The organism is Sphingopyxis sp. (genome assembly GCF_965279725.1).
Taxonomy (GTDB): domain Bacteria; phylum Pseudomonadota; class Alphaproteobacteria; order Sphingomonadales; family Sphingomonadaceae; genus Sphingopyxis.
Genome location: NZ_CBDIIL010000001.1, coordinates 146,777 through 173,181, shown reverse-complemented (window position 1 = coordinate 173,181; position 26,405 = coordinate 146,777). Strand labels below are relative to the sequence as shown.

At 62.5% G+C, this 26,405-nt stretch carries 26 protein-coding genes; 15 read left to right on the top strand and 11 right to left on the bottom strand.

From position 1 onward, the window contains the following. Positions 1–106: 106 nt before the first annotated feature. Together ACQY6T_RS00820 and ACQY6T_RS00815 are read right to left on the bottom strand one after the other, a co-directional pair. Positions 107–652 (bottom strand): (2Fe-2S)-binding protein, encoded by a 546-nt coding sequence (locus tag ACQY6T_RS00820; protein ID WP_428627326.1) that lies wholly within the window; start codon positions 650–652, stop codon positions 107–109. A 27-nt stretch (positions 653–679) separates the two neighbouring features. Beyond that, the gene (locus ACQY6T_RS00815; RefSeq protein WP_428627325.1) at positions 680–1,444 is read right to left on the bottom strand and encodes a class II aldolase/adducin family protein; all 765 of its coding nucleotides are present in this window, start codon (positions 1,442–1,444) and stop codon (positions 680–682) included. 277 nt (positions 1,445–1,721) lie between these two features. On the opposite strand from ACQY6T_RS00815, the gene rpsU reads away from it, so the two are divergent. Further along, complete coding sequence (gene rpsU, locus ACQY6T_RS00810; protein ID WP_037510267.1) at positions 1,722–1,928, top strand: 30S ribosomal protein S21; 207 nt, start codon at positions 1,722–1,724, stop codon at positions 1,926–1,928. A gap of 194 nt (positions 1,929–2,122) precedes the next feature. Beyond that, positions 2,123–2,650: an FKBP-type peptidyl-prolyl cis-trans isomerase gene (locus tag ACQY6T_RS00805; protein WP_428627322.1), complete on the top strand. Its 528-nt coding sequence runs from the start codon at positions 2,123–2,125 to the stop codon at positions 2,648–2,650. A gap of 39 nt (positions 2,651–2,689) precedes the next feature. On the opposite strand, the gene ACQY6T_RS00800 is transcribed toward ACQY6T_RS00805, so the two are convergent. From ACQY6T_RS00800 to pyrE, 5 genes are read right to left on the bottom strand one after another with little or no spacing between them, the layout of a single operon-like run. Continuing rightward, entirely contained in the window at positions 2,690–3,790 is a 1,101-nt protein-coding gene (locus ACQY6T_RS00800; protein WP_428627320.1) for an AI-2E family transporter, read from the bottom strand. 11 nt (positions 3,791–3,801) lie between these two features. Continuing rightward, positions 3,802–4,644 carry a signal peptidase I gene (gene lepB / locus ACQY6T_RS00795; protein WP_428627318.1) on the bottom strand — a complete coding sequence of 281 codons (843 nt, stop codon included), beginning with the start codon at positions 4,642–4,644 and terminating at the stop codon, positions 3,802–3,804. Between the two features lie 7 nt (positions 4,645–4,651). After that, complete coding sequence (gene acpS / locus ACQY6T_RS00790; protein WP_428627315.1) at positions 4,652–5,053, bottom strand: holo-ACP synthase; 402 nt, start codon at positions 5,051–5,053, stop codon at positions 4,652–4,654. Then, positions 5,050–5,787: a pyridoxine 5'-phosphate synthase gene (locus ACQY6T_RS00785; protein ID WP_428627312.1), complete on the bottom strand. Its 738-nt coding sequence runs from the start codon at positions 5,785–5,787 to the stop codon at positions 5,050–5,052. The genes acpS and ACQY6T_RS00785 overlap by 4 nt, the downstream gene beginning before the upstream one ends. Continuing rightward, positions 5,784–6,368, bottom strand: a complete 585-nt coding sequence (pyrE, locus tag ACQY6T_RS00780; protein WP_428627310.1) for an orotate phosphoribosyltransferase — start codon at positions 6,366–6,368, stop codon at positions 5,784–5,786. Before pyrE ends, ACQY6T_RS00785 begins: the two co-directional genes overlap by 4 nt. 232 nt (positions 6,369–6,600) lie before the next feature. Here pyrE and coxB point away from each other — a divergent pair, with 232 nt between their 5' ends. The 10 genes from coxB to ACQY6T_RS00730 all read left to right on the top strand — a co-directional run bounded on the left by coxB (position 6,601) and on the right by ACQY6T_RS00730 (position 15,414). Continuing rightward, entirely contained in the window at positions 6,601–7,695 is a 1,095-nt protein-coding gene (gene coxB / locus ACQY6T_RS00775) for a cytochrome c oxidase subunit II (RefSeq protein WP_428627308.1), read from the top strand. 15 nt (positions 7,696–7,710) lie between these two features. Continuing rightward, positions 7,711–9,384, top strand: a complete 1,674-nt coding sequence (gene ctaD / locus ACQY6T_RS00770) for a cytochrome c oxidase subunit I (protein ID WP_428627306.1) — start codon at positions 7,711–7,713, stop codon at positions 9,382–9,384. Between the two features lie 58 nt (positions 9,385–9,442). Then, positions 9,443–10,354: a heme o synthase gene (locus ACQY6T_RS00765; RefSeq protein WP_428627305.1), complete on the top strand. Its 912-nt coding sequence runs from the start codon at positions 9,443–9,445 to the stop codon at positions 10,352–10,354. After that, positions 10,351–10,500 (top strand): hypothetical protein, encoded by a 150-nt coding sequence (locus ACQY6T_RS00760; RefSeq protein ID WP_428627303.1) that lies wholly within the window; start codon positions 10,351–10,353, stop codon positions 10,498–10,500. The genes ACQY6T_RS00765 and ACQY6T_RS00760 overlap by 4 nt, the downstream gene beginning before the upstream one ends. Further along, the gene (locus tag ACQY6T_RS00755) at positions 10,497–11,057 is read left to right on the top strand and encodes a cytochrome c oxidase assembly protein (RefSeq protein ID WP_428627301.1); all 561 of its coding nucleotides are present in this window, start codon (positions 10,497–10,499) and stop codon (positions 11,055–11,057) included. Before ACQY6T_RS00760 ends, ACQY6T_RS00755 begins: the two co-directional genes overlap by 4 nt. Before the next feature lie 79 nt (positions 11,058–11,136). Continuing rightward, positions 11,137–12,012, top strand: a complete 876-nt coding sequence (locus tag ACQY6T_RS00750) for a cytochrome c oxidase subunit 3 (protein ID WP_428627299.1) — start codon at positions 11,137–11,139, stop codon at positions 12,010–12,012. A gap of 1 nt (position 12,013) precedes the next feature. Then, entirely contained in the window at positions 12,014–12,406 is a 393-nt protein-coding gene (locus ACQY6T_RS00745; RefSeq protein WP_428627297.1) for a DUF983 domain-containing protein, read from the top strand. Continuing rightward, a complete protein-coding gene (locus ACQY6T_RS00740; RefSeq protein WP_428627296.1) occupies positions 12,403–13,047 on the top strand; it encodes an SURF1 family protein in 645 nt (214 codons plus the stop codon). The genes ACQY6T_RS00745 and ACQY6T_RS00740 overlap by 4 nt, the downstream gene beginning before the upstream one ends. An 86-nt stretch (positions 13,048–13,133) precedes the next feature. Continuing rightward, complete coding sequence (gene thrC / locus ACQY6T_RS00735) at positions 13,134–14,531, top strand: threonine synthase (RefSeq protein ID WP_428627294.1); 1,398 nt, start codon at positions 13,134–13,136, stop codon at positions 14,529–14,531. Between the two features lie 4 nt (positions 14,532–14,535). Next, positions 14,536–15,414, top strand: coding sequence for a class I SAM-dependent methyltransferase (locus ACQY6T_RS00730; protein WP_428628802.1), 879 nt, complete (start codon positions 14,536–14,538; stop codon positions 15,412–15,414). A gap of 68 nt (positions 15,415–15,482) precedes the next feature. Here ACQY6T_RS00730 and ACQY6T_RS00725 read toward each other — a convergent pair whose 3' ends face one another. The 4 genes from ACQY6T_RS00725 to ACQY6T_RS00710 all read right to left on the bottom strand — a co-directional run bounded on the left by ACQY6T_RS00725 (position 15,483) and on the right by ACQY6T_RS00710 (position 22,030). Then, entirely contained in the window at positions 15,483–18,140 is a 2,658-nt protein-coding gene (locus ACQY6T_RS00725; protein WP_428627293.1) for a TonB-dependent receptor, read from the bottom strand. 277 nt (positions 18,141–18,417) lie between these two features. Beyond that, complete coding sequence (locus ACQY6T_RS00720) at positions 18,418–19,554, bottom strand: diguanylate cyclase domain-containing protein (RefSeq protein WP_428627290.1); 1,137 nt, start codon at positions 19,552–19,554, stop codon at positions 18,418–18,420. Between the two features lie 125 nt (positions 19,555–19,679). Next, positions 19,680–21,383: an N-acyl-D-amino-acid deacylase family protein gene (locus ACQY6T_RS00715; protein WP_428627289.1), complete on the bottom strand. Its 1,704-nt coding sequence runs from the start codon at positions 21,381–21,383 to the stop codon at positions 19,680–19,682. 23 nt (positions 21,384–21,406) lie between these two features. After that, the gene (locus ACQY6T_RS00710; protein WP_428627288.1) at positions 21,407–22,030 is read right to left on the bottom strand and encodes a helix-turn-helix domain-containing protein; all 624 of its coding nucleotides are present in this window, start codon (positions 22,028–22,030) and stop codon (positions 21,407–21,409) included. Positions 22,031–22,171: 141 nt separating this feature from the next. On the opposite strand from ACQY6T_RS00710, the gene ACQY6T_RS00705 reads away from it, so the two are divergent. The 3 genes from ACQY6T_RS00705 (at position 22,172) to ACQY6T_RS00695 (ending at position 26,385) form a co-directional block, all read left to right on the top strand. Next, positions 22,172–24,151 (top strand): serine hydrolase, encoded by a 1,980-nt coding sequence (locus tag ACQY6T_RS00705; protein ID WP_428627285.1) that lies wholly within the window; start codon positions 22,172–22,174, stop codon positions 24,149–24,151. 14 nt (positions 24,152–24,165) lie between these two features. Further along, positions 24,166–25,158: a dipeptide epimerase gene (locus tag ACQY6T_RS00700; protein ID WP_428627282.1), complete on the top strand. Its 993-nt coding sequence runs from the start codon at positions 24,166–24,168 to the stop codon at positions 25,156–25,158. An 84-nt stretch (positions 25,159–25,242) separates the two neighbouring features. Continuing rightward, the gene (locus ACQY6T_RS00695; RefSeq protein WP_428627280.1) at positions 25,243–26,385 is read left to right on the top strand and encodes a dipeptidase; all 1,143 of its coding nucleotides are present in this window, start codon (positions 25,243–25,245) and stop codon (positions 26,383–26,385) included. The last annotated feature ends 20 nt before the right edge of the window (positions 26,386–26,405 follow it).

Here is a 26,405-nt window from a genome sequence, read left to right as displayed (position 1 = left end):
CGCTGGAGAGGCCAGCCGGGATGATGAATCATGTCTTACCGGCGGCAAGATGATCGGCGGCTGAACCGCGCTGTTGCCTGCGGTTCAGCTACATGAACGGCAGTGTTCAGGTGCTGGGGGGAAGGCGTAGCGCGGGGACCGCGCGCGCGGCGTCTTCGGGCCGGATGCCCGGCGGCGGGGCGGCGGCGATCCGCTCCTCGCCGCGCAGCACGCGCCCGGCGCGGTGGATTGCGGTGCGGATGCGCGGATAGGTGCCGCACCGGCAGATATTGGTCATCGCCGCGTCGATTTGGGCGTCGCTGGGATTGCTGTTCGACCGCAGCAGCGCCGCCGCCGCCATGATCATCCCCGATTGGCAGAACCCGCATTGCGGCACCTGTTCGGCGACCCAGGCCTGTTGCACCGGATGGCTGCGGTCGCGGGTCAGTCCCTCGATCGTGGTAACGAAGCGCCCCTCGCATTCGGCGATCGTGACCATACAGCTGCGGATCGCCTCACCATCGATATCGACCGTGCAGGCACCGCATTCGCCGGTGCCGCAGCCATATTTGGTCCCGGTCAGGTTCGATGCGTCGCGCAGCGCCCACAGCAAGGGCGTTTCGGGTTCCATCCGATATTCGACCGGACGGTCGTTGACTGAGAATCGCGTCATGCGCGAAGATTTAGCGGAGCCGCCGGATTAGTCACGCCAGCTCGTATCGATCTTGTCGACCTTGCGCACCATCGCGTCGAATTCTGCTTTGCCAGCCTGCCCTGGGATCGATGCCATGAAAAGGTCGCGCTGGTGGACTGCGATGACTTCGTTCGGGACGATGATCGGTTTGCCCATGCTCATCGTCGCGAGCTGGATCTCGCAAGCGCGCTGGAGCGCCCAATATTTGATGAAAGCCTCGGTCAGCGTCTTGCCCATCACCACCGGGCCATGGTTCTTGAGCATCAGGATACGCTTGTCGCCAAGGTTCTCGACAAGACGCTCGCCCTCTTCCTCGCGGACCGTCACGCCTTCGAAATCATGATAGGCAAGCTGGCCGGCAAAGTTGCAGGCGTAGAAATTGACCGGTTGGAGCCCGCCTTCGAGCGCGCAGACTGCGACCGTCGCGGTGGTGTGGGTGTGGATGATCGCATGCGCGTCGGGCAGGACGCGGTGGAACAGGCTGTGCTGGACGAAGCCCGCCTTGTTGACGTGCCAGGGATTATCTTCGTCGACCTTGTTGCCGTCGATGTCGATCTTGATCAACGTCGAGGCCGTCACTTCGCTGAAATGCATGCCATAGGGGTTGATCAGGTAGCTGCCGTCTTCGTCGGGAATCTTCACCGTGATGTGGTTGAAGATCATTTCATCCCAGCCCATCATCGCGAAAATGCGGTAACAAGCCGCCAGTTCCTGCCGCGCCGTCCACTCGGCTTCGCTATATTTGCTGTTGCGCTTCAGCTGGGTCGCCATGGCCTGTCCCTTTATGTTGGTTAGTTTCGTCCTGCTACCTATGCCATAAGGAAGGGGCGCGGCACAATCCCGAGAGCGGGTGGGGCGCCCCGATGGCGCGACAAGCCCGGTTTACCGCGCAGGGGCTTGCATTTCGCCGCGAATCCTTTTAGTGGCCCAGCCATCGGAACGTCGCGGGTTCGCGGCGCTTCTTTTATTGCCCTTATATCGGCGATTTACGGCGAACTGGATATCCGGTTGCCTTTGATCGTTAGACGAACCGGAGACGACACGGCCCATGCAGATCATCGTTCGCGACAATAATGTCGACCAGGCTCTTCGCGCGCTTAAGAAGAAGCTGCAGCGTGAGGGCGTGTATCGCGAAATGAAGCTGCGCCGTCATTACGAGAAGCCCAGCGAAAAGCGCGCGCGTGAGCACGCTGCCGCCGTCCGCCGCGCCCGCAAGATGGAGCGCAAGCGCATGGAACGCGACGGGATCAAGTAAGACCTGTCCTTCCTTTTAAGGATTCGGATCGTGAAACAGGCGCTGCGGGCAACCGTGGCGCCTTTTTCGTTGGGTCGGGGTGCGATGTCGGGCTCAATTGCCTCTGGACCGCCCCACGCCGCTCCGCCTATAGGCGTGCCCAACAATATTGCCCGCCATAAGTCTTCGTGCGGGCAACGGAAGGATCAGCGAAAATGAGCGTAACGACGGTTCCCTTGCGCCCGGTTAGCAAAAGCGGCCTGTGGCTGATGTGGTTCGGCTTGGCGGCGTTGCTGGTCGCGGGCGCGGCATTTGCCTGGCACATGACCCCTCGGATCGGTTTCGAAGTCGTCAAGGAAGGCACCGGGCTCAGCCCGACCAAGGCCGACGTCGTGCTGGTGAAATATGAAGGCAAGCTCGACGATGGTACCGTGTTCGATGCCAATGAACAGGCGCCGATGCAGGTCGCTGGGGTCGTTCCGGGCTTCTCCGAAGCGCTGACCCGAATGAAAAAGGGCGGGCAATACAAGATCACCATTCCCGCGCAGCTTGGATATGGCGATCGCGCGACCGGACCGATCCCGGCCGGCAGCACGCTGCATTTCGATGTGACGCTGCTAGATTTCCGTTCGGAAGCCGAGGTGCGCGCGATGCAGCAGCAGATGCAGCAACAACAGCAGATGATGCAGCAGCAGGGTGGCCCCGCTGGGCCTCCGGGCGCTCCGGGCATGCCGCCGCAGTAAAAAACCACGCGGTGTTGACGAAATCAAACGACGGCGGGCTTAGGTGTCCGCCGTCGTTTTCCTTTTGACGCCGGCGGCATTGCGCTCGGCCTCGCGCTCCAGCGCGACCTTAATCATCGCCACGATCGGGTCGGCCAGAAACAGTCCCATGATCCCCAGCAGTGCGCCAAACAATATCTGCGCGCCAAGGACCAGCGCGGGCGCCAGATCGACGGTCTGTTTCGCGACCATCGGGACGATCAGATAACCGTCGACGGTTTGCACGATGAAATAGATGACGATCGCCCACAGGCCGACGTCGGTCCCGGCAGAAAAGCCGACAAGGATCAGCAGCGCCCCCGACACGATCGCGCCGATATTGGGAATGAAGGCCAGCAGCCCCGTGAGTAAGCCCATCAGCGCCGCCATCGGGACGCCGACCGCCAGACACGCGAGCCATGTTCCGATCCCTTCGACCAGCATACCCAGCAGGCGACCGGCCATCAGTCGGCGCAGCGTGAATCCCATGCGCGCGGTTGTGATGTAAAAATCTTCGCGGTTCTTCATCGGCAGCATCCACGCCACCCCGCGCTCATACAGCCGCGGTTCGATCGCGATAAAGATGCCGAGTATCAGGATCATCACCACACTGGTGAACGCGCCGACGACCGACCCCACCGCCGCGGTGACGCGGCCAAAGGTACCAGCGAAATTGTCGGAAATCGTTTTGGTGTCGAGCTGGAGATTGCCCATGCCATGATCGCTCGCCCAGCCCGCGAGCCGTTCGACCTGGCTCATCACCACTTTTTGCAGCGTCGCGGCCTGATCGGCGATCTGCGATCCCGCGAACATCATCGTCCAGATCATGAAAGCAAGCAGCGTCAAGCAAACGATCAGCAGCCGCCAGCCACGCGCGATCGGCAGGACGCGGCCCAACAGTCGAGTGCCGCCGTCGAGCATCGACGCCATCACGATTGCGGCAAAGATCAGCAGGATCGGCTGGACCAGAACGATGCACGCGCCGATCAGCAGCGCAAGGCCGAGCCAGACGCTGGCCTTGAGCAGTTCGGTACGGACCAGGTGGCTGCGAATCTCGGTCGGGCCGGGGGCGTTGGCGGTGGCCTTGGCACGGGCCTGGGCCCGCTCTTTCCTCTCCACCATGCCCGCGCTCCCTATTCTGCCTTGCTGCTACGTTCGGGGCGGAGGTCGGTTCCCGCGCGGTCCGGCCGCAGCGCATTGAACCAGCTGATCGGGTTGTACCATGTGGCGGTACCGTCGGTCGAAAAGCTGATAATTTCGGCGCGCCCGGCGATCGTATCGAAGGGGACCGGGCCGCCGAGACCTTTCTGCGACGTGTCGACGCGGCTGTCGGCGCTGCCGTCGCGGTTGTCGCCCATCAGGAACAGATGGTCGGCGGGAACGGTGACGGGTCCATAATCGTCGGTGGTATAGCCCGGCCCCATGTCGATGGTGTCAAAAGTCGCGCCGCCGGGCAAAGTTTCGCGCACGATCGGCAATTCGAGCATTTCGCGCCCGTCGGCACCGCGGGTGATAAAACGGTCGAGGCTGCTGTCGCCGCTGGGTAAGTTGGCATCGACGGGGATGGCCAGCAGCGGCTGAACCTCGCGCTTCACCGGCTTGCCGTTGATGCTGAGTTCGCCATTGGTGAGCTGGATGGTATCGCCGGGCAGGCCGATCACCCGCTTGATATAGTCGATCCGCGACACCGGATGTTCGAGCACGACGATGTCGCCGCGTTCGGGCAGCTTGGCGAACCAGCGGCCCGCTTTCTTCGGCGCGAGATGGAAACTGACCGACGAATAGGACCAGCCATAGGGATATTTGCTGACGATCAGCCGGTCGCCGTTGCGCAGCACCGGCATCATCGAATCGGACGGGATATAGAAAGGCTTGGCGACGCAGCTGTGGATGCCGAGCACGAGCAGCAGGATCACCACGATATCGCGGATCAGCTTGCCCCAGCTGCCGTCTTCCTTTGTCTTGGTTTTCGCCATTATCCGGTCAGTCCTTGATCGCTTCGATGATGACGAACGCCTGCGCCCAGGGATGGTCGTCGGTCAATGTTAGGTGGATGTTGGCGCTATAACCCGCCGGGATCATCTGCGCGAGCCGCGCCGCAGCGCCGCCGGTCAGCGCTAGCGTCGGCGCGCCCGACGGGGCGTTGACGACGCCGATGTCCTTCATGAACACGCCGTGCTTGAAGCCGGTGCCGACGGCTTTGGAGAAGGCCTCCTTCGCCGCAAAGCGCTTGGCGTAGGTTCCCGCGCGCGTGAACGGACGCCGCGCCGCCTTCGCGCGCTCGACCTCGGTGAAGACGCGATTTTCGAACCGTTCGCCAAAGCGGTCGAGCGAGTTCTGGATACGCTCTATATTACACAGGTCGGAACCGAGGCCGATGATCATGGCGCGCCGCGCGCCTCGTCCATTAGGTCGCGCATCCGGCGCACCGCATCTTCCAGCCCGGTAAAGATCGCCTCGCCGATCAGATAATGGCCGATGTTGAGTTCGGCGAGCTGCGGGATCGCGGCGACCGGGACGACATTCTCATAGGTCAGGCCATGCCCGGCGTGCGGCTCGATACCGTTCTTCCACGCTAGCGCAGCGGCGTCGGCGAGGCGGCGGAGTTCGACGGCACGTTCTTCGCCCTCGACATGGGCATAGCGACCGGTGTGAAATTCGACGACGGGCGCGCGCAGCCGCATCGCAGCCTCGATCTGGCGCGGGTCGGGCTCGATGAACAGGCTGACCCGGATGCCTGCGTCGTTCAACCGCGCGACGATCGGGGCGAGGTGGTTGTGCTGTCCCGCTGCGTCCAACCCGCCCTCGGTGGTGCGCTCTTCGCGCTTTTCGGGGACGATGCAGGCGGCGTGCGGATTATGACGCAGCGCAATTTCAACCATTTCGTCGGTCGCCGCCATTTCCAGGTTCAGCGGCAGGTCGGTCGCCGCCTGGATGCGCGCCAGATCGTCGTCGCGGATATGGCGGCGGTCTTCGCGCAGATGCGCCGTAATGCCGTCGCCGCCGACCGCTGCGACGATCTGTGCCGCGCGCACCGGATCGGGATGCTCACCGCCGCGCGCGTTACGGATCGTCGCAACATGGTCGATGTTGACGCCCAGGCGGAGCCGGCTGCTCAATTCGCGCGGCTTCCGGGCTTGATCGCCTCGGTGCCAGCCAGATGTTCGGGAAGTTCATCTGCGGCATAGGTCGGGAAGTTGATCGCCACGAGGGGATAGAAGGGGACGCCGAGGTCGACGTTGCTACCCGCCGAGCGATCGACGAGCGCGGCCTCAGCGATGACTTCGCCGCCGGCGGCCGCGACGCACGCCATCGCTTCGCGTGACGACAAGCCGGTAGTCACGACATCTTCGATCATCAGCACCTTGGCACCGGGTTCGATGGTAAAGCCGCGGCGGAGTTCGAAGGTGCCGGTTGGTCGCTCGACAAAAATCGCAGGTTTGCCGAGCGCGCGGCCCATCTCATGGCCGATGATGACGCCCCCCATCGCGGGCGACACGACGATGTCGATCGCCTGTTTCAGGTCGCGTGGCAGCTTTGCGGCCAGCGCGACGGCGAGCCGCCCGGCGCGTTCGGTGTCCATCAGGACGCGCGCGCATTGCAGATAATATTCGCTGTGGCGGCCTGACGAGAGCAGGAAATGCCCTTGCAGCAAGGCGTCGGCGGCGCGGAATTCGGCCAGGATTTCATCATCGGTCATGGGAGAATTGTTCTTTTGTCCAGTGCGTCACCCATGGCGGGCGACCGGGTTTTGGCGGCGAAGATTATCCAGCCGCAAAATAGTGTTAGAGATGCTTGAGGCAAGCGGCAAGCGGGTCTATAGCGCCCGCGAGATTCAGCCCGTCTTCTGGCCGGCCGGACGCACGTCCGGTCGTGGTCACAGAGGGGATGAGGCGAGATAAGAACAACAGGCAACGGGCGGCACTATCCTTATGAAGAGCTTGAAAACCCTTGTAATTGCGGCAGTTTTGTCGCTCGGCGTGATGGGCGCCGGACATGCGCAGACCCCGGCGGCCGCCTCGGCAGAAGCCCCGGTGGCGACGACTGTGGCGAATCCGGCTCCGACCGTTGCCCCGGCGACCACCACCGCGGCACCAGAGGCGCTCGCGCCGACCACCGCCGCCGTTCCGGCAGGCGATGCCACCTATGTCCCGATGAAGCCGACCCCCGGGGTTGGCCAGCCGGTCGATGCGGGCATCGATTTCCAGCCACAGGTCAGCCCGGTCGGCGAACAGGCCTATTGGTTCAACCACGTCATCCTGTTGCCGGTGATCACGATCATCACGCTGATTGTCTTGGGCCTGATGCTCTGGGCGATGTTCCGTTACCGCGCCAAGGCGAACCCGGTGCCGTCGAAGACGACGCACAACACCTTCATCGAGATCATCTGGACCGCTATTCCGGTCCTGATCCTCGCGGTGATCGCGGTGCCGTCGATCCGGCTGCTGGCCCAGCAATATGAACCGCCGTCGAAGGACGCGCTGACCATCAAGGTCACGGGGTACCAATGGTATTGGGGCTATGCCTATCCCGACCAGGGCATCGGCGAATATGTTTCCAAGATCCTCACTGAACAGCAGGCGATCGCGGCGGGCGAGCCCTATCATCTCGCCGTCGATAACCGCATGGTCGTCCCTGTCGGCCGCCAGGTGAAGCTGATCATCACCGGCTCCGACGTGATCCACAGCTTTGCGGTCCCGGCTTTCTGGACCAAGATGGACGCCGTTCCCGGCCGCGCCAATGAAACGACGTTCACCGCGAACAAGGTCGGCGTTTATTACGGCCAATGTTCGGAACTGTGCGGCGTCGACCACGGCTATATGCCGATCGCTGTCGAAGTTCTGCCGGTGGATCGCTGGGAAGCGTGGGTCCGCTCGAAGGGCGGCAATCCGGCTGGCCCGGTCGTTGCGGCATCCGCCGCCGCTGCACCGACGCCCGCCGCCGCGCCTGCCGCGACGCCGGCCGCCACCACGACTGAAGCTGTTCCGGCAGCGGCGCCCGCCGCCGTCCCGGCCGCCAAGAATTAATAAGGGGTCCGACAGATGACCGATATCGCTGCAACTGCACCCGCCCATGGCCATGCCGATCACGCGCATGAGGGCCATGATCACGATACCCCGGGCTTTTTCGTCCGCTGGTTTATGTCGACGAACCACAAGGACATCGGCACCCTCTATCTGATCTTCGCGATCGTTGCTGGCATCGTCGGCGGCGGCCTGTCGGGACTGATGCGCCTCGAACTGGCGCATCCCGGCATTCAGTATCTGGGCACATGGGCGCAGGCGCTGGGCGGGGCGCAGGATCTGACCGCGGCCAAGCATTTCTGGAACGTGATGATTACGGCCCACGGCCTGATCATGGTGTTCTTCATGGTCATGCCCGCGATGATCGGTGGCTTCGGCAACTGGTTCGTCCCGCTGATGATCGGCGCGCCCGACATGGCGTTCCCGCGCATGAACAACATCTCCTTCTGGCTGACCGCCGTCGCGTTCGTCATGTTGATGGGGTCGCTGTTCGTCCCCGGGGGTAGCGGCAATGGCGCCGGCACCGGCTGGACGGTCTATGCTCCGCTGTCGACCAGCGGTTCGGTCGGACCTGCGGTCGACATGGCCATCTTCTCGCTCCACCTTGCGGGTGCCGCGTCAATTCTTGGTGCGATCAACTTCATCACGACGATCTTCAACATGCGCGCACCGGGGATGACGATCCACAAGATGCCGCTGTTCGTGTGGTCGGTGCTCGTCACCGCCTTCCTGCTGCTGCTCGCGCTTCCGGTTCTGGCCGCTGCCATCACAATGCTGCTGACCGACCGTAACTTTGGTACCACCTTCTATGATGCGGCGGGCGGCGGCGACCCCGTGCTTTACCAGCATCTGTTCTGGTTCTTTGGCCACCCCGAAGTTTACATCATGATCCTGCCGGGCTTTGGCATCGTCAGCCAGGTCATCTCGACCTTCAGCAAAAAGCCGGTGTTCGGCTATCTCGGCATGGCTTATGCGATGGTCGCGATCGGCGTCGTCGGCTTCATCGTGTGGGCCCACCACATGTTCACCGTCGGCATGTCCGTGAACCTGAAGATGTACTTCACCGCCGCGACGATGGTCATCGCGGTTCCGACGGGTATCAAGATCTTCAGCTGGATCGCCACCATGTGGGGCGGCTCGATGACGTTCAAGACGCCAATGATGTGGTCGCTCGGCTTCATTTTCATGTTTACCGTCGGCGGCGTCACCGGCGTCGTGCTGGCCAACGGCGGCGTCGACACCAATTTGCACGACACCTATTATGTCGTCGCGCACTTCCACTATGTGCTGTCGCTGGGCGCGGTCTTCTCGCTCTTCGCCGGTTTCTATTATTGGTTCCCCAAGATGTCGGGCCGGATGTATAGTGAGGTCCTTGGCCAGCTGCACTTCTGGGTCTTCTTCATCGGCGTGAACGTCATGTTCTTCCCCCAGCATTTCCTGGGCCAGCAGGGCATGCCGCGCCGTTATCCCGACTATGCGGAAGCCTATGCGCATTGGCACCTGATCTCGTCATACGGCTATGTCATCATGGGCGTCGGCATGCTCTTCTTCTTCGCGAACATCGGCTACTCGCTGTTCGCCGGCAAGAAGGCCGCTGACAATCCGTGGGGCGAAGGTGCGACGACGCTCGAATGGACATTGTCGAGCCCGCCGCCGTTCCACCAGTTCAACGAACTGCCGCGTATCGCCTGATCATGCTTCCCCCTGCTGTTTTTCGGCAGGGGGCGCATGAATCCAGGCCGGAGTAATCATGGCGCAGAGCCTGACCCACGGCGAAATGGCCCTGCCGGCCGACTGGCGCGACCTGTTCGCGCTGACCAAGCCGCGCGTCATGTCGCTGGTGGTGTTCACCGCGCTGTGCGGGCTGCTGGCGGCGCCGGTCCATGTTCCGCCCATTTTGGCCTTTTCCTCGATCCTGGCGATCGCGCTGGGGGCAGGCGCCTCGGGCGCTCTCAACCAATGGTATGAGGCGGGGCTCGACGCCAAGATGAAGCGGACGGCGGGTCGTCCGCTCCCGGCGGGGCGGCTCGATCCGCAGACGGCGCTGCAGTTCGGTATCGGCCTTGCGGCGTTTTCCCTGTTCCTGATGCTGTTCGCGTCGAACTGGCAGGCCACGCTGCTGCTGGCGGTCTCGATCCTCTTTTACGTATTTGTCTATACGATGTGGCTGAAGCCGCGGACGCCGCAGAATATCGTCATCGGCGGCGCTGCCGGTGCATTTCCGCCGCTGATTGGCTGGGTCGCAGCAACCGGTTCGATCGCGCCGCTGCCGGTGATGTTGTTCCTGCTGATTTTCCTGTGGACCCCCCCGCATTTCTGGGCGCTCGCGCTGTTCATGCGCTCGGACTATGCAGCCGCGGGCATCCCGATGATGCCGGTGGTTGCGGGCGAGAAATCGACGCGGCGCCAGATCCTGTTTTATGCGCTGATCATGGCGGTCGCGGCGATTGCGCCGTGGCCGCTGGGTTACACAGGCGCGCTTTACGGCTGGACGGCGATCATCCTGTCGGCGCTGTTCGTGGCGCTCTCGGTTCAGGTCGGCACCCGCTCGACGGGCGAGGGCGATATGATGCAGCCCGAAAAACGGCTATTCGCTTACTCGATTGCCTATCTTTTCATTCTCTTCGGCGCCGTTGTTGCCGATCATTGGTGGCCATTATGACCGACGAACCGAAAAAAGAGCCTTTCGACGAAGCCGAATATCGCCGCCGCCAGCGCAGCCGCGCCAACATGATGGCGTGGATGCTCGGCGGGCTGGCGATTCTGTTCTTCTTCATCACCATCGCCAAGATGCAGGTTTTCTCATGATCGCCCGGCTGTCGCCCAAAGCCCGGACGGCCAGTCTGGCGTCGCTGCTGGCGGTGGCGATGGTCGGACTCGGTTTCGCGGCGGTGCCGCTTTACGATCTGTTTTGCCGTGTGACGGGTTTCGGCGGCACGACCCAGCGCTACGATCCAGTCGCCGCTGCAGAAGAGCCGGCGATCCTTTCTGATACCATCTCGGTTCGATTCGACGCCAATGTGTCGCCGGGGCTGCCGTGGAAATTCTATCCCGAACATCCGACCGACACCGTCAGCATCGGCGCACGTGACATGGCGATCTTTATCGCCGAGAATGTTTCTTCCAAGCCGGTGGTCGGGACCGCCGGGTTCAACGTCACGCCGACGCAGGCGGGCAAATATTTCACCAAGATCCAGTGCTTCTGCTTCACCCAGCAAAGGTTGGAGCCGGGGCAACAGATGCGGATGCCCGTGCTGTTCTTTGTCGATCCCAAGATCATGGATGACCCCGACGCGCGCGACATCCAGGAAATCACCCTCAGCTATACCTTCCACCCTGTAGACGAGGGTAAAAAGGCGAGCTAAGGCCGCGATCAGAGTCTAAACAAGACCGGCAAGCGATGGGGAATCGCGATGCTGGGACTGCAAAAACGGGAAAAACGCCATGTCCGGTGCGAAACATCATGACTATCACCTCGTAAACCCCAGCGTCTGGCCGCTTATCGGCTCGGTCGCGGCGCTGACGATGTTCTTCGGTCTCGTGATGTTCATGCACACCGACTATTTCGGCGGCGCCGGAAAATGGGTGCTCGGCTTGGGCCTGATGGGCGTCATCGCGACATTTTTCAGCTGGTGGTCGGACGTCATCAACGAGGCGCATGCTGGCGATCATACCCCGGTCGTCCAGCTCCATTTGCGCTACGGCATGATTCTGTTCATCGCGTCGGAAGTCATGTTCTTTGTCGGCTGGTTCTGGGCGTGGTTCGATTTCTCACTGTTTCCGGTGCCGATCGAATATGCCGAAGGCGCGGTAACGTCGCTGTTCGGTCAGGACGGTGCGGCTTTGATTACGATGTGGCCGCCGAAGGGCATCGAAGTTATCGATGCTTTCTCGCTGCCGCTGCTCAACACGCTGATCCTGCTCTGCTCGGGGACGACGATCACTTGGGCGCACCATTCATTGATCCACGGCGACCGTGACGGCCTGAAAAAAGGCCTGTGGGCGACGATCATCCTCGGCGCGATCTTCTCGATGATCCAGGCGTATGAATATATGCATGCGCCCTTTGGTTTCGGCCAGAGCAACTACAGTTCGGCTTTTTACATGGCGACTGGTTTCCACGGCTTTCACGTGCTGGTCGGCACGATCTTTCTGATCGTCTGCCTCGCCCGTACCTACAAGGGTCACTTCACCCCCAAGCAGCATTTCGGTTTCGAAGCCGCTGCCTGGTATTGGCATTTCGTCGATGTGGTGTGGTTGTTTCTGTTCATCATCGTCTATGTCTGGGGCGGCTGGGGCGCGCCGGTCGCCGCGCACTAAATTGCCGGACAGCGATTTCCTTCCAAAAGGGCAGCCGCCGGTCTGGCGCGCTGCCCTTTTTGGTCTTTGCCCCGAATGCAGTGCAAAGACGCTGTTCGACGGCCCGGTGAAGTTTCGGCCGTCCTGCGACGCCTGCGGGCTGGATTACAGCCGCTACAATGTCGGGGACGGTCCTGCGGCGTTTCTTACCCTGATTGTCGGTGCCTTAATCGTGGCGCTGGCGCTGGCGCTCGATGCCGCGGTGAAGCCGCCGCTGTGGGTGCATGTCCTGCTGTGGGTACCGCTGACCGCCGTCGCTGTCGTTTACGGGCTCCGCGTCGCCAAGGGTGCGCTAATAACGAGCGAACATCAGCGGCAGGCCGCCGAGGGTCGCCAAATGGATGACAAGGGATGACGGAACCCGCGCCACCTTCGACGCGGCGCTGGCCGCTGGTCCCGACGATCATCGTGCTTGTCGCGGTCGCGGTGATGATCGCGCTTGGCGTGTGGCAGCTTCAGCGCAAGAACGAAAAAGAAGCGCTCATCGCGCTGTTCCAGCGCAACACCGCGATGTCGGCGACCGTCGCCTATCCCGAATTGCCGCCGGTGGCCGATGCCTTCCTCTATCGCAAGAGCAGCGTCGTTTGCCTGGAGCCGGTGCGCTGGGATCCGCGCAGCGGGACGGATCGCGAGGGAATGGCGGGCATTCGCATGATCGCCGATTGCCGGACCGGCGCCGAAGGCCCGGGGGTGCTGGTCGATGTCGGCATTAGCGACGATTTCGCGCCGCCCAAATGGAGCGGCGGCACGGTGCAGGGAACAATTGTTCCCGGTCCGGAGCAACCGACGGTGATGGAGCGGGCGATGGGCAAGGGCGCGCCCGCGCGCGCAATGCTGATCGCCAACGCGCCTGTTGCGGGCCTTCGCGCCAGTGCGGTGCCGTCGGCCGACGACACGCCGAACAACCACTTTGCCTATGCGGTGCAATGGTTCCTGTTCGCCGCCGCCGCGCTGGTGATCTATATCTTGGCTGTCCGTCGCCGCTGGCGGCCTTGAGCCCAGCCCGGAGGGTGCTTTTTCCATGATTTCCTAGCCGTGAAATGTTCCATTTCACTCGAAATCACTCTAGGCGCTGTGCCGTCATGGAATATATCAGCACCCGCGGCGCTGCGCCGACCCTCGACTTTCGTGCCGCAACGCTGGCCGGTCTCGCCAGCGACGGCGGCCTGTATCTGCCGGCGCACTGGCCGCAGATGTCGGCCGACGATATTCGCGCGCTCGCGGGCCTCGACTATGCCGAAACCGCGGTGCGCGTCATGCAGCCCTTCGTCGCGGGCGTACTGACCGAGGACGAACTGCGCCAGCTGTGCCGCGCCGCCTATGGCAGTTTCAGCCACAATGCGGTGACTCCGCTCGTCCAGCTCGATCATCGTCATTGGCTGCTTGAATTGTTCCACGGCCCGACGCTGGCGTTCAAGGACGTCGCGCTGCAACTGCTCGGCCAGCTGTTCGAGAAATTCCTGAGCGGCGGCGGCACCGACATCACGATCGTCGGCGCGACGTCGGGCGACACCGGATCCGCGGCGATCGAGGCGGTTGCGGGACGCGAGCATATCCAGATTTTCATGCTGCATCCCGAAGGACGGGTCAGCGACGTCCAGCGCCGCCAGATGACGACGGTGCTGGCGCCCAACGTCCATAATATCGCGATCGACGGCAGCTTCGACGATGCCCAGGCGATGGTGAAGCGGTTGTTCGGCGACGAACAGGCGCGCGGCCAGCTGACCCTTTCGGCCGTGAACAGCATCAACTGGGCGCGGTTGATGGCGCAAATCGTCTATTATTTCTATGCCGCAGTCCGCCTCGGTGGCCCCGACCGTCCGATCGCGTTCAGCGTTCCCACGGGCAATTTTGGCGATGTGTTCGCGGGTTATGTCGCGGCGCAGATGGGGCTGCCGATCGCAAAGCTGGTCGTGGCCACCAACGTCAACGACATCCTTCACCGCGCGCTGACCCGCGGCGACTATAGCGCCGGAACGGTCACCGCGACCGCGACGCCGAGCATGGACATTCAGGTCAGCAGCAATTTCGAGCGCCTGTTGTTCGATCTGTCGGGCCGCGATGGCGCCGCGATTACGGCGATGATGGGCGAATTCGATGCGAACCGCGCGATGACCATTCCCGCCGACATGATCGCGGGCGCGGGCGCCCTGTTTTCCAGCGCCAGCATCGATGGCGACGCGATGGCGCTGGCGCTGCGCTGGGCGCAGGAACATGGCGGCCAGATCATCGATCCGCACAGCGCCGTCGGCCTCGCCGCGGCGCGGACGCTCGACATCGATGCCGACATTCCCATCGTCACATTGGCGACGGCGCATCCCGCAAAGTTTCGCGAAGCGGTCGAGCGAGCGACCGGTGTGCGCCCATCGCTACCGGCGCGGCTCGGCAATCTGTTCGAACGCGAGGAGCGCTATGAAAAGCTGCCCGGCGACTATGACGCGGTAAAAGCCTTTGTCCTCGCGGAAGCCACCCGTGGCTGAGCTGCTGCCGCTTGTCACCCTGGTCGGCGAGGCGTGGGAGGATTATGGGCTGGTTGACAGCGGCGGCGGACGCAAGCTCGAACGCTATGGCCGTTATCGCTTCATCCGCCCCGAGCCGCAGGCGATGTGGGCGCCCGCGTTGTCCGCCAGCGAATGGGAGGCCGCCGACGGCGAATTTATCCCTGCGTCCGACGACGATGGCGGTGGCCGCTGGTATTATAACAAGCCGGTGCCGACCGAGGGTTGGCCACTGGCGTGGCGCGAAACGCGTTTTACCGCGCAATGCACCCCATTTCGTCATCTCGGCTTTTTCCCCGACATGGCGCCGGTGTGGGATTGGCTGCGCGAACAGGTCGCGGGCAAGCCTGACCCGGCTTTCTTGAACCTGTTCGGCTATACAGGGGTGGGCAGTCAGGCACTGGCCGCCGCTGGAGCGTCGGTGACGCATGTTGACGCGTCGAAGAAATCGGTAGGGCAGGCGCGCGAAAACGCCGCGCTGGCTGGCATGGCCGACAAGCCGGTGCGCTGGATCCTTGACGATGCCGGCAAGTTCACCGCGCGCGAGGTGCGGCGCGAGAAGCGCTATGACGCGATCCTGCTCGACCCGCCGAAATTCGGTCGCGGTCCGACGGGCGAACGCTGGCAGCTGGAAGAGGGGCTGGCGCCGCTGCTGACCGATTGCCGTCAGTTGCTCGATGCCGACAGCCGCGCGCTGTTCCTGACCGTCTATGCCGTCCGCATGTCAGCGCTGGCGATCGGCGAGCTGCTGGCGCAGCTGTTTGCCGATCTGCCTGGCAAGGTCGAATGCGGCGAGCTGGCGGTGCGCGAAGAGACGCGCGGGCTGTTACTGCCCACCGCAATTTTCGCGCGCTGGAGCCGCTGACGCGGCATTGCCAAAAAAAGACCGCACCAGCTCCGGTCAGGGAGCTGGCACGGCCGCTGCGCCCAGTGTCAGAATTTGGCGCGGACGCCGAAGTAGAATTGGCGACCATTGTCATAGGTCGCGCGCGGCTGCGCCCGGGTTCCTGAATATTGCTCAATCGGTTCGTTAGTCAGGTTCACCGCATCGACCGTCAGCGCGATCCCGTCGGTGACATTGACGCTGACCGATGCATCGAGCGACGACAGCGCGGCCTGGTTGAGCGGGGCGGCGCGATCGATGTCGATGAAGAATTTTGACCGGTAATTATACGACACGCGCGCACTCAGCAGGTCATTCTCATAATAGCCGGTCAGGTTGAGCGAATGCTTTGAATTGCCGGGGATCGGATCGCCGTTATTCGCCTTGGCATCCGAATAGGTGTAGTTCGCCACCGCGCCGAAGCCGCCCCAGATCGGGCGCGATACCTGGAATTCAAACCCTTGGTTGCGGCCGCCGTCGCCGTTGCTGCGGCGGTTGATCTGATAGGGGCAATTGAACAGGTTCGGATTGCCGCCGCCCGCCGCGACGCAGCCTGCGGGCTGCGACCCCAGCACGAACACGCCGGGCAGGGTTTCGGTCGATGTCGAGTTGACGATGTACGACTGGATATCCTTGTAGAAAGCGGCGAGCGCGACGATCGTTTCGCGATCGGGATACCATTCGATCGACACATCATATTGATTGGCGCGATAGGGATCGAGGTTCGGATCGCCGCCGCGCCCCGTCAGCAACGTGCCGTTGAGGTCGACGCCCGGCGTGATGTCGACAAAATCGGGGCGCGTCACCGTCTTGCCCGCGCCAAAGCGCAGCACGACCTTGTCCGACAGGTCGAGCGCCAGGTTCGCGCTCGGCAAAATGTCGGTGTAGGACCGCTTCGCCGTGCTCGGCGTGAAGCCACCGAAGGGGTTGGTGAACTGCGGGTTGGCGCCGCCGATGATAAAGCCCTGCGACGTCTGGTCGGTGGTGATGACGCGGACGCCAACATTGCCGCGCCAATTGTCGCCGCCGAATTTGGCGAGGCCGTAGCCGCCATAGGCCTTTTCGTTGATCGAATAGCTGTTGCCGGGGACGAGGAAACGATCGGTTCCGGGCGACGTGGCGGCGGCATAGATCGCGCGCAGCTTGGCCGGATCGACGCGCCAATAGTCGGTCAGGGTGCCAGCCGACGAAATATTGTCAAGGAAGTCGCCGGGCATGCCGCCGCCGGTCGCAAAATCGGCCGAGGTGCACGGCGCGCCATTGCAGCGCAGGCCGGGGGTGAACACGCCGCCATTGGTCGCAAAGCGTTCAGCTACCCTGTCATGGTCGGTATATTTGACGCCGAATTTCAGCGCGGTGAGCGGACCCCATTCGACCTCTTTTTCCACGTCGAGATAGAAATATTTTTCCTCGTCGTCATTGGTGACCGACTGAATGCGAGCGAAATCGGGGCGGATGCCTGCGGGATTGAGCGGATCCGGATTGCTGAAGCTGACTTCGGGACGGCCGCTGCGCAGGTCGTAGGAGAACCGGCCCGGACCCGCGAACTCGATGAAATTCTCGTTGCTCGTATCGCCGTTCGCCTTGGTCCAGCCCGCCTTGAAATGGACCGTCAACGTATCGGAGGGGCGATAGGTCAGGTCGAAATCGGCCGAAACCGTCTTGGCGACCGCCTGCCGATCGATCGCATCATAGACGGTGCCAAAGCCCTCGGTGCCGTTGTTGCGCGACGCGATGGTGCCGGCGACCGCGACGCCGTTTTCGATCACGGCATTGGTCAGGGTGCCGCCGCCGCCGAGTGCCTGATCGCCCCAGGCGAGGTAGTTCTGGTTGAAGTTATCGGCGTTGAAACGCGAATAGAGGCCGGTGAGGTTGATCTCGAGCTCGTCCGACGGACGGAACTGGACGCCGATATTGGCGCCATAGCGTTCGCGATTCTGTTCGAACATCGTCGAACCGATCAGCGTCGGAATCAACGCAGTTTGGCCGCCGCCAGCGGGACGATAGCCAAAGATTTCCAGGCCGTCGCGGCGGGTGCGGCGCTTTTGATAGATGCCGCCGATCAATATGCCAAAGGTTTCGTCAGCGTTTTTCCAGCTGACCAGACCCGAAATCTGTGGATCGACCTTGCCCGACAGGTCCGAATAGACGCCCTGCAGCGACGCCGAAACGGCGAAGGGTTCCAGGTCGAGAGGGTTGCGGGTGATGACATTGATCGTGCCGCCCACGCCGCCTTCCTCGACATCGGCCTGTGGGCTTTTATAGACTTCGAGCCGCCCGACGATTTCGGCGGGCAGCGTCAGATAGTTGAAGCTACGCGTCGAGGCGACCTGATCGAGGATGAACCAGTCGGCGGTCGCCACGGTGTGGCCATTGAGCAGCGTCTTGGTCAAATTGGGCGCGGTGCCGCGCAGCGAGACGCGCTCGCCTTCGCCGAATTCACGATTGACGACGACGCCGGGGACGCGCTGGAGCGCTTCGGCGACATTCTTGTCGGGGAATTTTCCGATATCTTCGGCGGTCACGACATCGGCGATCACCGCCAGATCGCGCTTGGCGTCGATCGACTGGGCGACCGAGCCGCGAAAGCCGGTGACGACGATTTCATCGGTGGCGGCGGTTCCGGTGTCTTGCGCCAATGCGGGCGAAACGCAGGTCGCATAGGCGATGATGCTTGCGGTGGCAAAAAGTCGCTTAGATTTCAGCATGTCGATCCTCCCAAAGATCTATTGGTCTTTATTGGTAATGCATACGTCATAACAATATCACATATGCTGTCAAGATTGGAGTTATTGGGCGGTCGAATGTCGGCGGTCGGAGCACGGTTAGCCATCATTAGGATTTATTGGTATTAAATTGGTATGGTTGTCGCAAGCCGAATGCGGACGGTCCTCTTAGCGGCATCAAACACAGAAATCGCCGCGGGCCGTCGCACTCTGGTGTGCGATGGCCCGCGGCGTCCCGCCCCCGTGCGGAAACTTGATTTTAGCTGAGTTCGGCGAGTTCGATGCGGTTGCGGCCACCGGCCTTCGCTTTGTAGAGCGCGTCGTCGGCCGCTTTCAGTGCGCCGCGGGTTTCGCCATAACCAAAGACGTCGGCAACCCCGCCCGAAAAGGTGATCTGGCCGAAGGGCTCGTCGGTCTTGCGATTGATCAGCCGTCGCCCGGCCAGCCCTTCGCGGGCTTCGTCGAGCCGCTCGGCGGCCTGGGTTGGCGTCAGGCCGCGGAACAGCATGACAAACTCTTCGCCGCCGTGGCGCGCGACGTGGCAGCGGTCGTCGGATATGCGCGACAGCGTGTCGGCGATCGCCTTGATGACACGATCGCCCGCTTCATGCCCGTGAAGATCGTTGACCTTTTTGAACTCGTCGATGTCACAAAACGCGACGCTCAACGGTTCGCATGCGGCGCGTGCTTCCTTATAGTGGCGTTCGAGCAGAATTTCGAAGGCGCGGCGGTTGGGAAGGCCGGTCAGGAAGTCGAGCTCGGCATCGCGCTTGGCGCGGTCGAGGCTGCGGCGCAGCGCCTTGGCCTCGTCCTCGCTTTTGCGCATATGATCTTCGGCCTTGCGCGTGCGTTCGAGCATCGCCTTGGCGAGATCGGCGAGGCTGGAGACGATCCGTCCGGTCTTTTGCAACTGCTCCAGATCATCGACATGCTGTTCGAGTTCGGTGCCATAATCGCTGGTGACCGTCCGCGCTTCCTTGGCGTGGACGTGAAAGGATTCGAGGTTGGTTTCAAGCCGCGTCATCAGGCGGTCGAGATCGGCATGGTCTGCGGGGGCGCTATTCTGTTCCCCGAGTTCATTCAGCCATTGCTGGCTGATTCCGTCGGCGGACTGCGATCGCGTTGTGATCTGCCGCGCCAGATGCGGGTTCATTCCAGAAAATGCGGCGTGCGCGAGCAACAAATTGGTCGGCGACACGTCAAGATCGTTATCGACCAGAAACGCCATGATCGTCCCGATCAGCTGATGCCGGGCCAGCTGCGCCAGATCGCGGGTACCTCCGCCATCGGGCGGGGCGTGCCGACCTGCAGGGGGCGCGCCGCGTGCTTGGCGAAGCCCCAGCCAATCCAGGAGCCGTCCTACCGGCTCGTTCGATGGTGTCGCTTTGGTGGTCATGCGACATTTAACGTGCCGCGCGCGGTGGATTTAAGCCGGATTCAGCTGGATTTTGGCGCAGTAAACCGATGGTGTTGTACTAGCACAGTCAAAGCGGTGCCAAATCAGGCGTTTAGCAAAGCCCATTACCCGCAGCGATTCCAGCCCGTACCGCGGACGGCGCGTCCCGGCGTCGCGCCGCTATGTTCGCCGCCGCGCAGCACCCCGACGCCGTTGACGAACACATCGCGCATCCCGACCGAATATTGATGCGGCTTTTCGAAGGTTGCCTGATCGCCGATCGTGGCCGGATCAAAGACGACGACGTCGGCATAAAAGCCGGGTTTCAGGGCGCCTCGATCCTTGATGCCCAGGTTGGTCGCGGGCAGGGTGGTCAGGCGGTACACTGCCTGTTCGAGCGAGATCAATTTCTCGTCGAGCACATAGCGCCCCAGCAGCCGCGCGAAATTGCCATAGGTGCGCGGATGGGTGCTCGATTTCAGGAAAACGCCCTCAGGCGCCTGCGAGGAAGCATCGGACCCGAAGCTCATCCACGGCAGCTTGATCTGCGCCCGCACATTATCCTCCGACATCAGGAAATAGACGGTGCCGACGCGCGATCCGTCCTCGACCACCAGGTCCATCGCGGTTTCTTCGGGCGATTTGCCGCGCATCGCCGCGACCTCGGCCAACGTCTTGCCGGTCAGCGGTTTCAACGCGTCACTTTTGAAGCCTGACAGAATCATCTTGTCGGCGCCCGCGCCGAAATGGAGATTTTCCCAGTCGCTTCCCGGCTTTTTCATCTCGCCGGCAACCCGCGCGCGGACCGCGGGGTCTTTCAATCGCTCGATCCATTCTTCCAGCCCGCCAGCCTGCACCCAAGTCGGCATCGCGGCGTCGAGCCCCGTGGCGCCCGCGGTATAGGTGTACATGTCAGTCGTGATCTTCAGCCCTTCGGCGCGCGCCGCCTCGATCTTTTGCACCACCGAATCGAATTTGCCCCAGTTGCTGCGCCCCGCCATCTTGAGGTGATAGATTTCGGCCGGCGCGCCCGACCGGCGCGATATGTCGATCAGCTCGTCGACCGCTTCTTCCAGCCGGTCGCCTTCCGATCGCATATGGCTGATGTACATTCCGCCGCATTTCGCGGCTTCGGTCGTAAGCGCAACGAGCTCGTCGGTCTCGGCATACGAGCCCGGGGCATAGATGATCGAGCTGCCGACGCCGAGCGCGCCTTCGTTCATCGCCTGCTTTACCAAGGCCCGCATCCGCGTCAGCTGTTCTGCCGTCGGATCGACGTCATCCTCGCCCAGTTCGTGGACCCGCACCGTCGCGGCGCCGACGAAGCTCGCGACATTGGTCGAAATGCCGCGCTTTTCCAAATAGGTCAGATAATCGCCGAGACTCGTCCATTCGATCGGATATTTGATGTCGCCCTGCCGCTCGGTTTCCTGGGCCTTCATCGCGGCATTCATCGGTCCCATCGACCAGCCTTCGCCCATCACCTCCAGCGTCACGCCCTGGCGGATATCGCTCTGGCTCCTGGGATCGGCGATCAACGATTCGGTAGCCCAGCTCAGCATGTTGATGAAGCCGGGCGCCACCGCCATGCCTTTGGCCGATACTTCGGTGCGGCCTTTGCCGTCGATCTTGCCCACCGCGACGATGCGGTCGTCCTTGATCGCGACGTCGCCGACCACGGGCGGCTTGCCCGATCCGTCGTACAAGGTGCCGCCGCGGATGATCAGGTCATAAGGCGGCGCCGCGGTTTTCGCCGCAACCGACGCCGACAGCAATGTCGAGCTGCACAACAGCATCAGGGTAGGGGCGAACGAGCGACGCGAAGCCATCAATTTTCTCCGTGAAAGAAGGATTAGCCGTGCAGGCTCATCAATGAGTCCATCAATCCGTCGTCAGCGCTGGAACAAACGCCCAGGACAAGCGCTTCGTCAAAACCATCGGCGACGACATAGGCATGGCCCATCGACGAATCGAGATAGATGCCCTGACCGGTCTTGAGCGAAACAGGGTCATAAAATTCGGTGTGAATTTCGACCTCGCCTTCCAGAACATAAATGAACTCCTCGCCCTGGTGGCGGACGAGATCGCCGAACTCGCTGGCGCTGTGCGCCCGGATGCGGGTGATGATCGGGATCATCCGCTTTTGGCGCAAGTCGGTGCAGAGGTAATGATAATCATAATTGTCGGTCGTAACGCGGACCGCCTGATCGATCGTGCCGACGCTGCGGCGGCCCGTGACTCGGGGGGCGCTGTCGCTCTCATCCTCGGCAAACAGGTCGGACATCCGGATGCTGAGTCGCTGACTCAGCTGCTGAAGCTTGTCGTAGCTGAGCGTCAGCCGGTCGTGCTCGACCTTGGACAGCGTCGACACCGGGATGCCCGACTTCGCGCTCATCTCCTTGAGCGTCCAGCCGTTTCGCGACCGGATGCCCCGCATCACCGCTCCCAAGGTCGGCGGGGTTGGACGATCCGCCATTAATTTTTCCATTCCATATTTGACAATTTTCTAATCAGGATCATTATGTCCCTATCGGGTCAATAGTTGTTGACCCTTGGTAAGGGGTCGCGCGGCTTGCTGCAAGGTCAGACAAGCCGCGCCAGACAAAAGGGGAAAGCGATGCGTTTCATCCGCAAGGCGATGATCGGGCTGGCGGCGTTCGCTGCGCTGCCGCTGGCGGCGCAGGGGCCGGTGCCCGCGCCAACCGCGAAGACAGTCGAAACAGCAGCGGTGCCGGCCGCGAAGGCGCCCACCGCGCCCGTCCAGCTCGATGCCAAGGATCTCGAAGCCTGGCTCGACGGCTATCTGCCTTATGCGCTGGAGCGTGGGCGTATCCCGGGCGCCGTCGTCGTCGTGGTACGCGGCAATCAGGTTGTGCTGGAGAAGGGCTATGGCTTTGCCGATGTCGCGAAGCGCGCGCCCGTCCTGCCCGAAACCACGCTGTTCCGCCCCGGATCGGTGTCGAAACTGTTCACCTGGACCGCGGTGATGCAGCAAGTCGAAGCGGGCAAGATCGACCTCGACAAGGACGTCAACGCTTATCTCGATTTCAAGATCCCGGCTTATCAGGGCAAGCCGATCACGATGCGCAACATCATGACGCACACGGCAGGCTTTCAGGAATCGGTGCGCTATCTGATCAGCAGCGATCCCAAGGCGGCGATGGCACTGAAAAAACAGATGCCGCTGGCATTGCCCGACCGGGTGTTCGCGCCCGGCACGACCCCGGCCTATTCCAACTATGCGACCGCGCTCGCAGGTTACATTGTCGAGCGCGTCAGCGGCGAGCCGTTCGACAATTATATCGAAAATCATATCTTTACGCCGCTGGGCATGACCCATTCGTCGTTCCGCCAGCCGCTGCCCGCGCGCCTCCTGCCGCATATGTCAAAGGGCTATCCCGACGTCACCCAACAGGCCGAGCCGTTCGAAATTGTCATTCCTGCCCCGGCGGGCAGCCTGTCGGCCAGCGGCGCCGACATGGGCAAGTTCATGATCGCGCATCTGAATGACGGTGCGGGACTTCTGAAGCCCGAAACCGCGAAGCAGATGCATGATTTCAAGGCGCCCGGCGTCGGCCCGCTCAACAGCATGGCGCTCGGCTTCTACGAACAACAGGTCAACGGCCATCGCGCCATCGCGCACGGCGGCGATACTGTCTGGTTCCACTCTTACCTGTGGCTGTTCCCTGATGCCGACATCGGCGTTTTCATCTCTATGAACAGCGCCGGCAAAGCGGGCGACGCAGGTGCGGTGCGCAGCGCGCTGTTCCATAAATTCGCCGACCGCTACCTGCCCGGCACCGGAACGCCCGGGGTCGTCGACGCCAAGACGGCGCGCGAACATGCGCAAATGATGGTCGGCCATTACACCAGCAGCCGCGGCTCGTTCACCAATTTCCTCAGCCTGCTCGGGCTGTTGGGCCAAACGACGGTAGGGGTGACTGCCGATGGCAAGATCACGCTGCCGGCGCTCGACGGTCTGGGCGCGGGCGCGCGTGACTGGGTCGAGGTCGAACCCTTTGTGTGGCGCGACACCGGAACCGGCGAACGTCTTGCTGCCGAGGTCAAGGACGGGCGCGTCGTGCGCTGGAGCCTCGACGCCGGCTCGCCGTTCATGGTGTTCGAACCTGCGGCGGCGGGCGTCAACGCCGCGTGGCTGAACCCCGCCCTGATCTTCGCGCTGGGCATTGTGCTGCTCGCGGCGCTGGCGTGGCCGGTGCGCGCGCTGGTACGGCGCAGCTTCAAGGCGGACTTCGCGCTGACCGGTCAGGCGCGGCGCGCATACCGCCTGTCGCGCATCTTTGCCTGGCTCGCGATCGCCGCTGTCGTCGGCTGGCTCGGGTTGATCGCAGCGTTTTCGGCTGACATCGGTGCGATCGGTGGGCCGCTCGACTGGCTGATCCATCTGCTCCGCATCCTGACGCCGCTCGCCGCTTTTGGCTTGCTCATCACGGCGGGCTGGCACCTGTGGCTCAGCATCAAGGACAAGCGCCGCTGGACGATGAAGCTTGGCGCGGTGCTGCTGACCTTGGCTGCCGCGGTGCTCGTCTGGGTGACGCTGGTCTTCCATCTCTATGGCTTTGGAATGGTCTATTGATGGCGAAGCAAAGCATGCGGGAACTGACGCTCGACCTTCGGGTCGAGCGCTTTCCCTATCATCAGCCGTTTCGCATTTCGGGGCATGTGTTCACCGAAACCGCTTTGCTCGTTGCCGAATTGTCGGACGGGACCCATGTCGGGCGCGGTGAGGGGGCGGGGGTTTATTACCTCGGCGACGACATCGATCACATGCTCGCTGAGGCGGCGCGCGTTCGGGGTGACATCGAGCGCGGCGCGACGCGACAGGATTTGCAACACCTGCTGCCTCCGGGCGGCGCCCGCAATGCGCTCGACTGCGCCTTTTGGGATATGGAGGCGAAGCAGACGGGGCGTCCGGTCTGGGATCTCGCTGGCATGAAGCCCCCCAAACCGCTGCCCTCGACGCTCACGCTGGGCGCCGACAGCGCCGGGAATATGGCGAAAGCCGCGCTGGCGATCGATCCAGACGCGCCGATCAAGGTCAAGTTGACCGGCGATCTGAGCGACGACATCGCCCGCGTCGTCGCGATCCGCACCGCGCGTCCGCACGCGTGGATCGGCGTCGATGCCAACCAGGGCTATGATATTCGCACCCTCGTCGAATTGCTGCCCGTGCTTGTCGCCACCAAGGTCGCTCAGCTTGAGCAGCCGCTCAAACGGGGGCGAGAGGCCGATCTTGACGGCTTGAAACGTCCGCTACCCTTTGTCGCCGATGAAAGCGCGGTGTCGCTCGCTGATACCGCCACGCTCGTCGGCCGGTTCGACGTCGTCAACATCAAGCTGGATAAATGCGGCGGCCTGACCGAAGGGCTGGCGATCGCCCGGCAGGCGAAAAAGCTGGGGCTCGACGTAATGGTCGGCAACATGATGGGCACCAGCCTGTCGATGGCACCGTCGTTCGTGCTCGGCCAGCTGTGCGACATCGTCGATCTCGATGGTCCCACCTTCCTCGCGCGCGATCGGACGCCCGGCGTCGAATATCGCGGCGGCATGATCCATTGCCCGGCAAATATTTGGGGTGTGTGACAAATAGATGTCCTATTTGGGTTGACAATTTTCTGATTAGGACAATAGTCGTCATATTGAAACTTAGCTGAAAGGGAGGCTGGAATGACCCTGTCATTCCCAGTGACGCGCCGCGCGATCATCGCGGGCGCGGTTGGTACGGCTGTGTCCGCGCCGATGATCAATCGAGGCGCCTTTGCTTTCGCAGCGGCGCCGGGACGCAGCTATTCGCGCCGCGCGGTTGATCTCGTCGCCGCATCGCTGGTCATCGACATGCTCGCGCCGCTCAAGATCACGATGTCCGAAGACTATGTGGCGCACCGGCTGACCGACGCCGAAGCCGCAGAATTCAAGGCGAGCGGCATTACCGGCTTTCACAACGCCTATGGCCTTGGCGGCCCCGACGCCAAGCAGCAGGCGTTGACATTTCTCGCGGGATGGCAGGGGTTTGCGGGCCGCAACAGCCATGTCTTCACGCTGGTCGATGGCGTTGCCGATCTCGACCGCGCCAAGGCCGAAAAAAAATGTGCCGTCATCATGGGTATCCAGAATGCCGAGCATTTCGAAAAGATCGAGGATGTCGCGCTATTCCGCCGCCTCGGCCTGCGCTGCGCGCAGCTGACCTATAACAGCCAGAACATGATCGGGTCGGGCAGCACCGAACGCGTCGACGGGGGGGTCAGCGATTATGGCGCCGCGATCATCGCCGAGATGGAAAAGCAGCACATGCTCGTCGATGTCTCGCACTGCGGCGACAAGACCACGCTCGACGCCATCGCTATCGCGAAGGGTCCGATCGCGATCACCCATAGCAATGCCCGCGCGCTGGTCGATCACCCGCGCGTCAAGACCGACGCGGCGATCAAGGCGCTCGCGGCGAAGGGCGGGGTGATGGGCATCACCGGGGTGCGGATGTTCGTCCGCACGACCGATCCGACCAACGTCGGGCATATGGCCGACCATATCGACCATGTCGCCAAGCTGGTCGGGATCGATCATGTCGGCATCGGGTCAGACGCCGACCTCAACGGTTATGACGACATGATCCCGGCCGAATATGCGGCGCTGAAGGGCAGCTACAAGGGCAGCTACGCCTTTCGCGACAAGATCGACATCGACGGTTTCGATCATCCTCTGAAGGTCTTTGACCTGACCGAGGAATTGATCCGGCGCGACTATTCAAACGACAACATCCGGGCCGTGCTCGGTGGCAATTTCCGCCGCCTGCTCGCCCAAGTCTGGGGGTAAGACGATGAAAAAAGCATTTT

Excerpts from the sequence above, each read along its gene's own strand:
- ACQY6T_RS00755 (WP_428627301.1), top strand. The coding sequence starts at position 10,497 with ATGATCGCCCGGCTGTCGCCCAAAGCCCGGACGGCCAGTCTGGCGTCG.
- ACQY6T_RS00740 (WP_428627296.1), top strand. The coding sequence starts at position 12,403 with ATGACGGAACCCGCGCCACCTTCGACGCGGCGCTGGCCGCTGGTCCCG.
- ACQY6T_RS00800 (WP_428627320.1), bottom strand. The coding sequence starts at position 3,790 with ATGGTGGAGAGGAAAGAGCGGGCCCAGGCCCGTGCCAAGGCCACCGCC.
- acpS (WP_428627315.1), bottom strand. The coding sequence starts at position 5,053 with ATGATCATCGGCCTCGGTTCCGACCTGTGTAATATAGAGCGTATCCAG.
- ACQY6T_RS00715 (WP_428627289.1), bottom strand. The coding sequence starts at position 21,383 with ATGGCTTCGCGTCGCTCGTTCGCCCCTACCCTGATGCTGTTGTGCAGC.
- pyrE (WP_428627310.1), bottom strand. The coding sequence starts at position 6,368 with ATGACCGATGATGAAATCCTGGCCGAATTCCGCGCCGCCGACGCCTTG.
- ctaD (WP_428627306.1), top strand. The coding sequence starts at position 7,711 with ATGACCGATATCGCTGCAACTGCACCCGCCCATGGCCATGCCGATCAC.
- ACQY6T_RS00815 (WP_428627325.1), bottom strand. The coding sequence starts at position 1,444 with ATGGCGACCCAGCTGAAGCGCAACAGCAAATATAGCGAAGCCGAGTGG.
- ACQY6T_RS00750 (WP_428627299.1), top strand. The coding sequence starts at position 11,137 with ATGTCCGGTGCGAAACATCATGACTATCACCTCGTAAACCCCAGCGTC.
- rpsU (WP_037510267.1), top strand. The coding sequence starts at position 1,722 with ATGCAGATCATCGTTCGCGACAATAATGTCGACCAGGCTCTTCGCGCG.
- lepB (WP_428627318.1), bottom strand. The coding sequence starts at position 4,644 with ATGGCGAAAACCAAGACAAAGGAAGACGGCAGCTGGGGCAAGCTGATC.
- ACQY6T_RS00805 (WP_428627322.1), top strand. The coding sequence starts at position 2,123 with ATGAGCGTAACGACGGTTCCCTTGCGCCCGGTTAGCAAAAGCGGCCTG.
- ACQY6T_RS00695 (WP_428627280.1), top strand. The coding sequence starts at position 25,243 with ATGACCCTGTCATTCCCAGTGACGCGCCGCGCGATCATCGCGGGCGCG.
- ACQY6T_RS00765 (WP_428627305.1), top strand. The coding sequence starts at position 9,443 with ATGGCGCAGAGCCTGACCCACGGCGAAATGGCCCTGCCGGCCGACTGG.
- thrC (WP_428627294.1), top strand. The coding sequence starts at position 13,134 with ATGGAATATATCAGCACCCGCGGCGCTGCGCCGACCCTCGACTTTCGT.
- ACQY6T_RS00705 (WP_428627285.1), top strand. The coding sequence starts at position 22,172 with ATGCGTTTCATCCGCAAGGCGATGATCGGGCTGGCGGCGTTCGCTGCG.
- ACQY6T_RS00820 (WP_428627326.1), bottom strand. The coding sequence starts at position 652 with ATGACGCGATTCTCAGTCAACGACCGTCCGGTCGAATATCGGATGGAA.
- ACQY6T_RS00700 (WP_428627282.1), top strand. The coding sequence starts at position 24,166 with ATGCGGGAACTGACGCTCGACCTTCGGGTCGAGCGCTTTCCCTATCAT.
- ACQY6T_RS00720 (WP_428627290.1), bottom strand. The coding sequence starts at position 19,554 with ATGACCACCAAAGCGACACCATCGAACGAGCCGGTAGGACGGCTCCTG.
- ACQY6T_RS00760 (WP_428627303.1), top strand. The coding sequence starts at position 10,351 with ATGACCGACGAACCGAAAAAAGAGCCTTTCGACGAAGCCGAATATCGC.
- ACQY6T_RS00725 (WP_428627293.1), bottom strand. The coding sequence starts at position 18,140 with ATGCTGAAATCTAAGCGACTTTTTGCCACCGCAAGCATCATCGCCTAT.
- coxB (WP_428627308.1), top strand. The coding sequence starts at position 6,601 with ATGAAGAGCTTGAAAACCCTTGTAATTGCGGCAGTTTTGTCGCTCGGC.
- ACQY6T_RS00710 (WP_428627288.1), bottom strand. The coding sequence starts at position 22,030 with ATGGCGGATCGTCCAACCCCGCCGACCTTGGGAGCGGTGATGCGGGGC.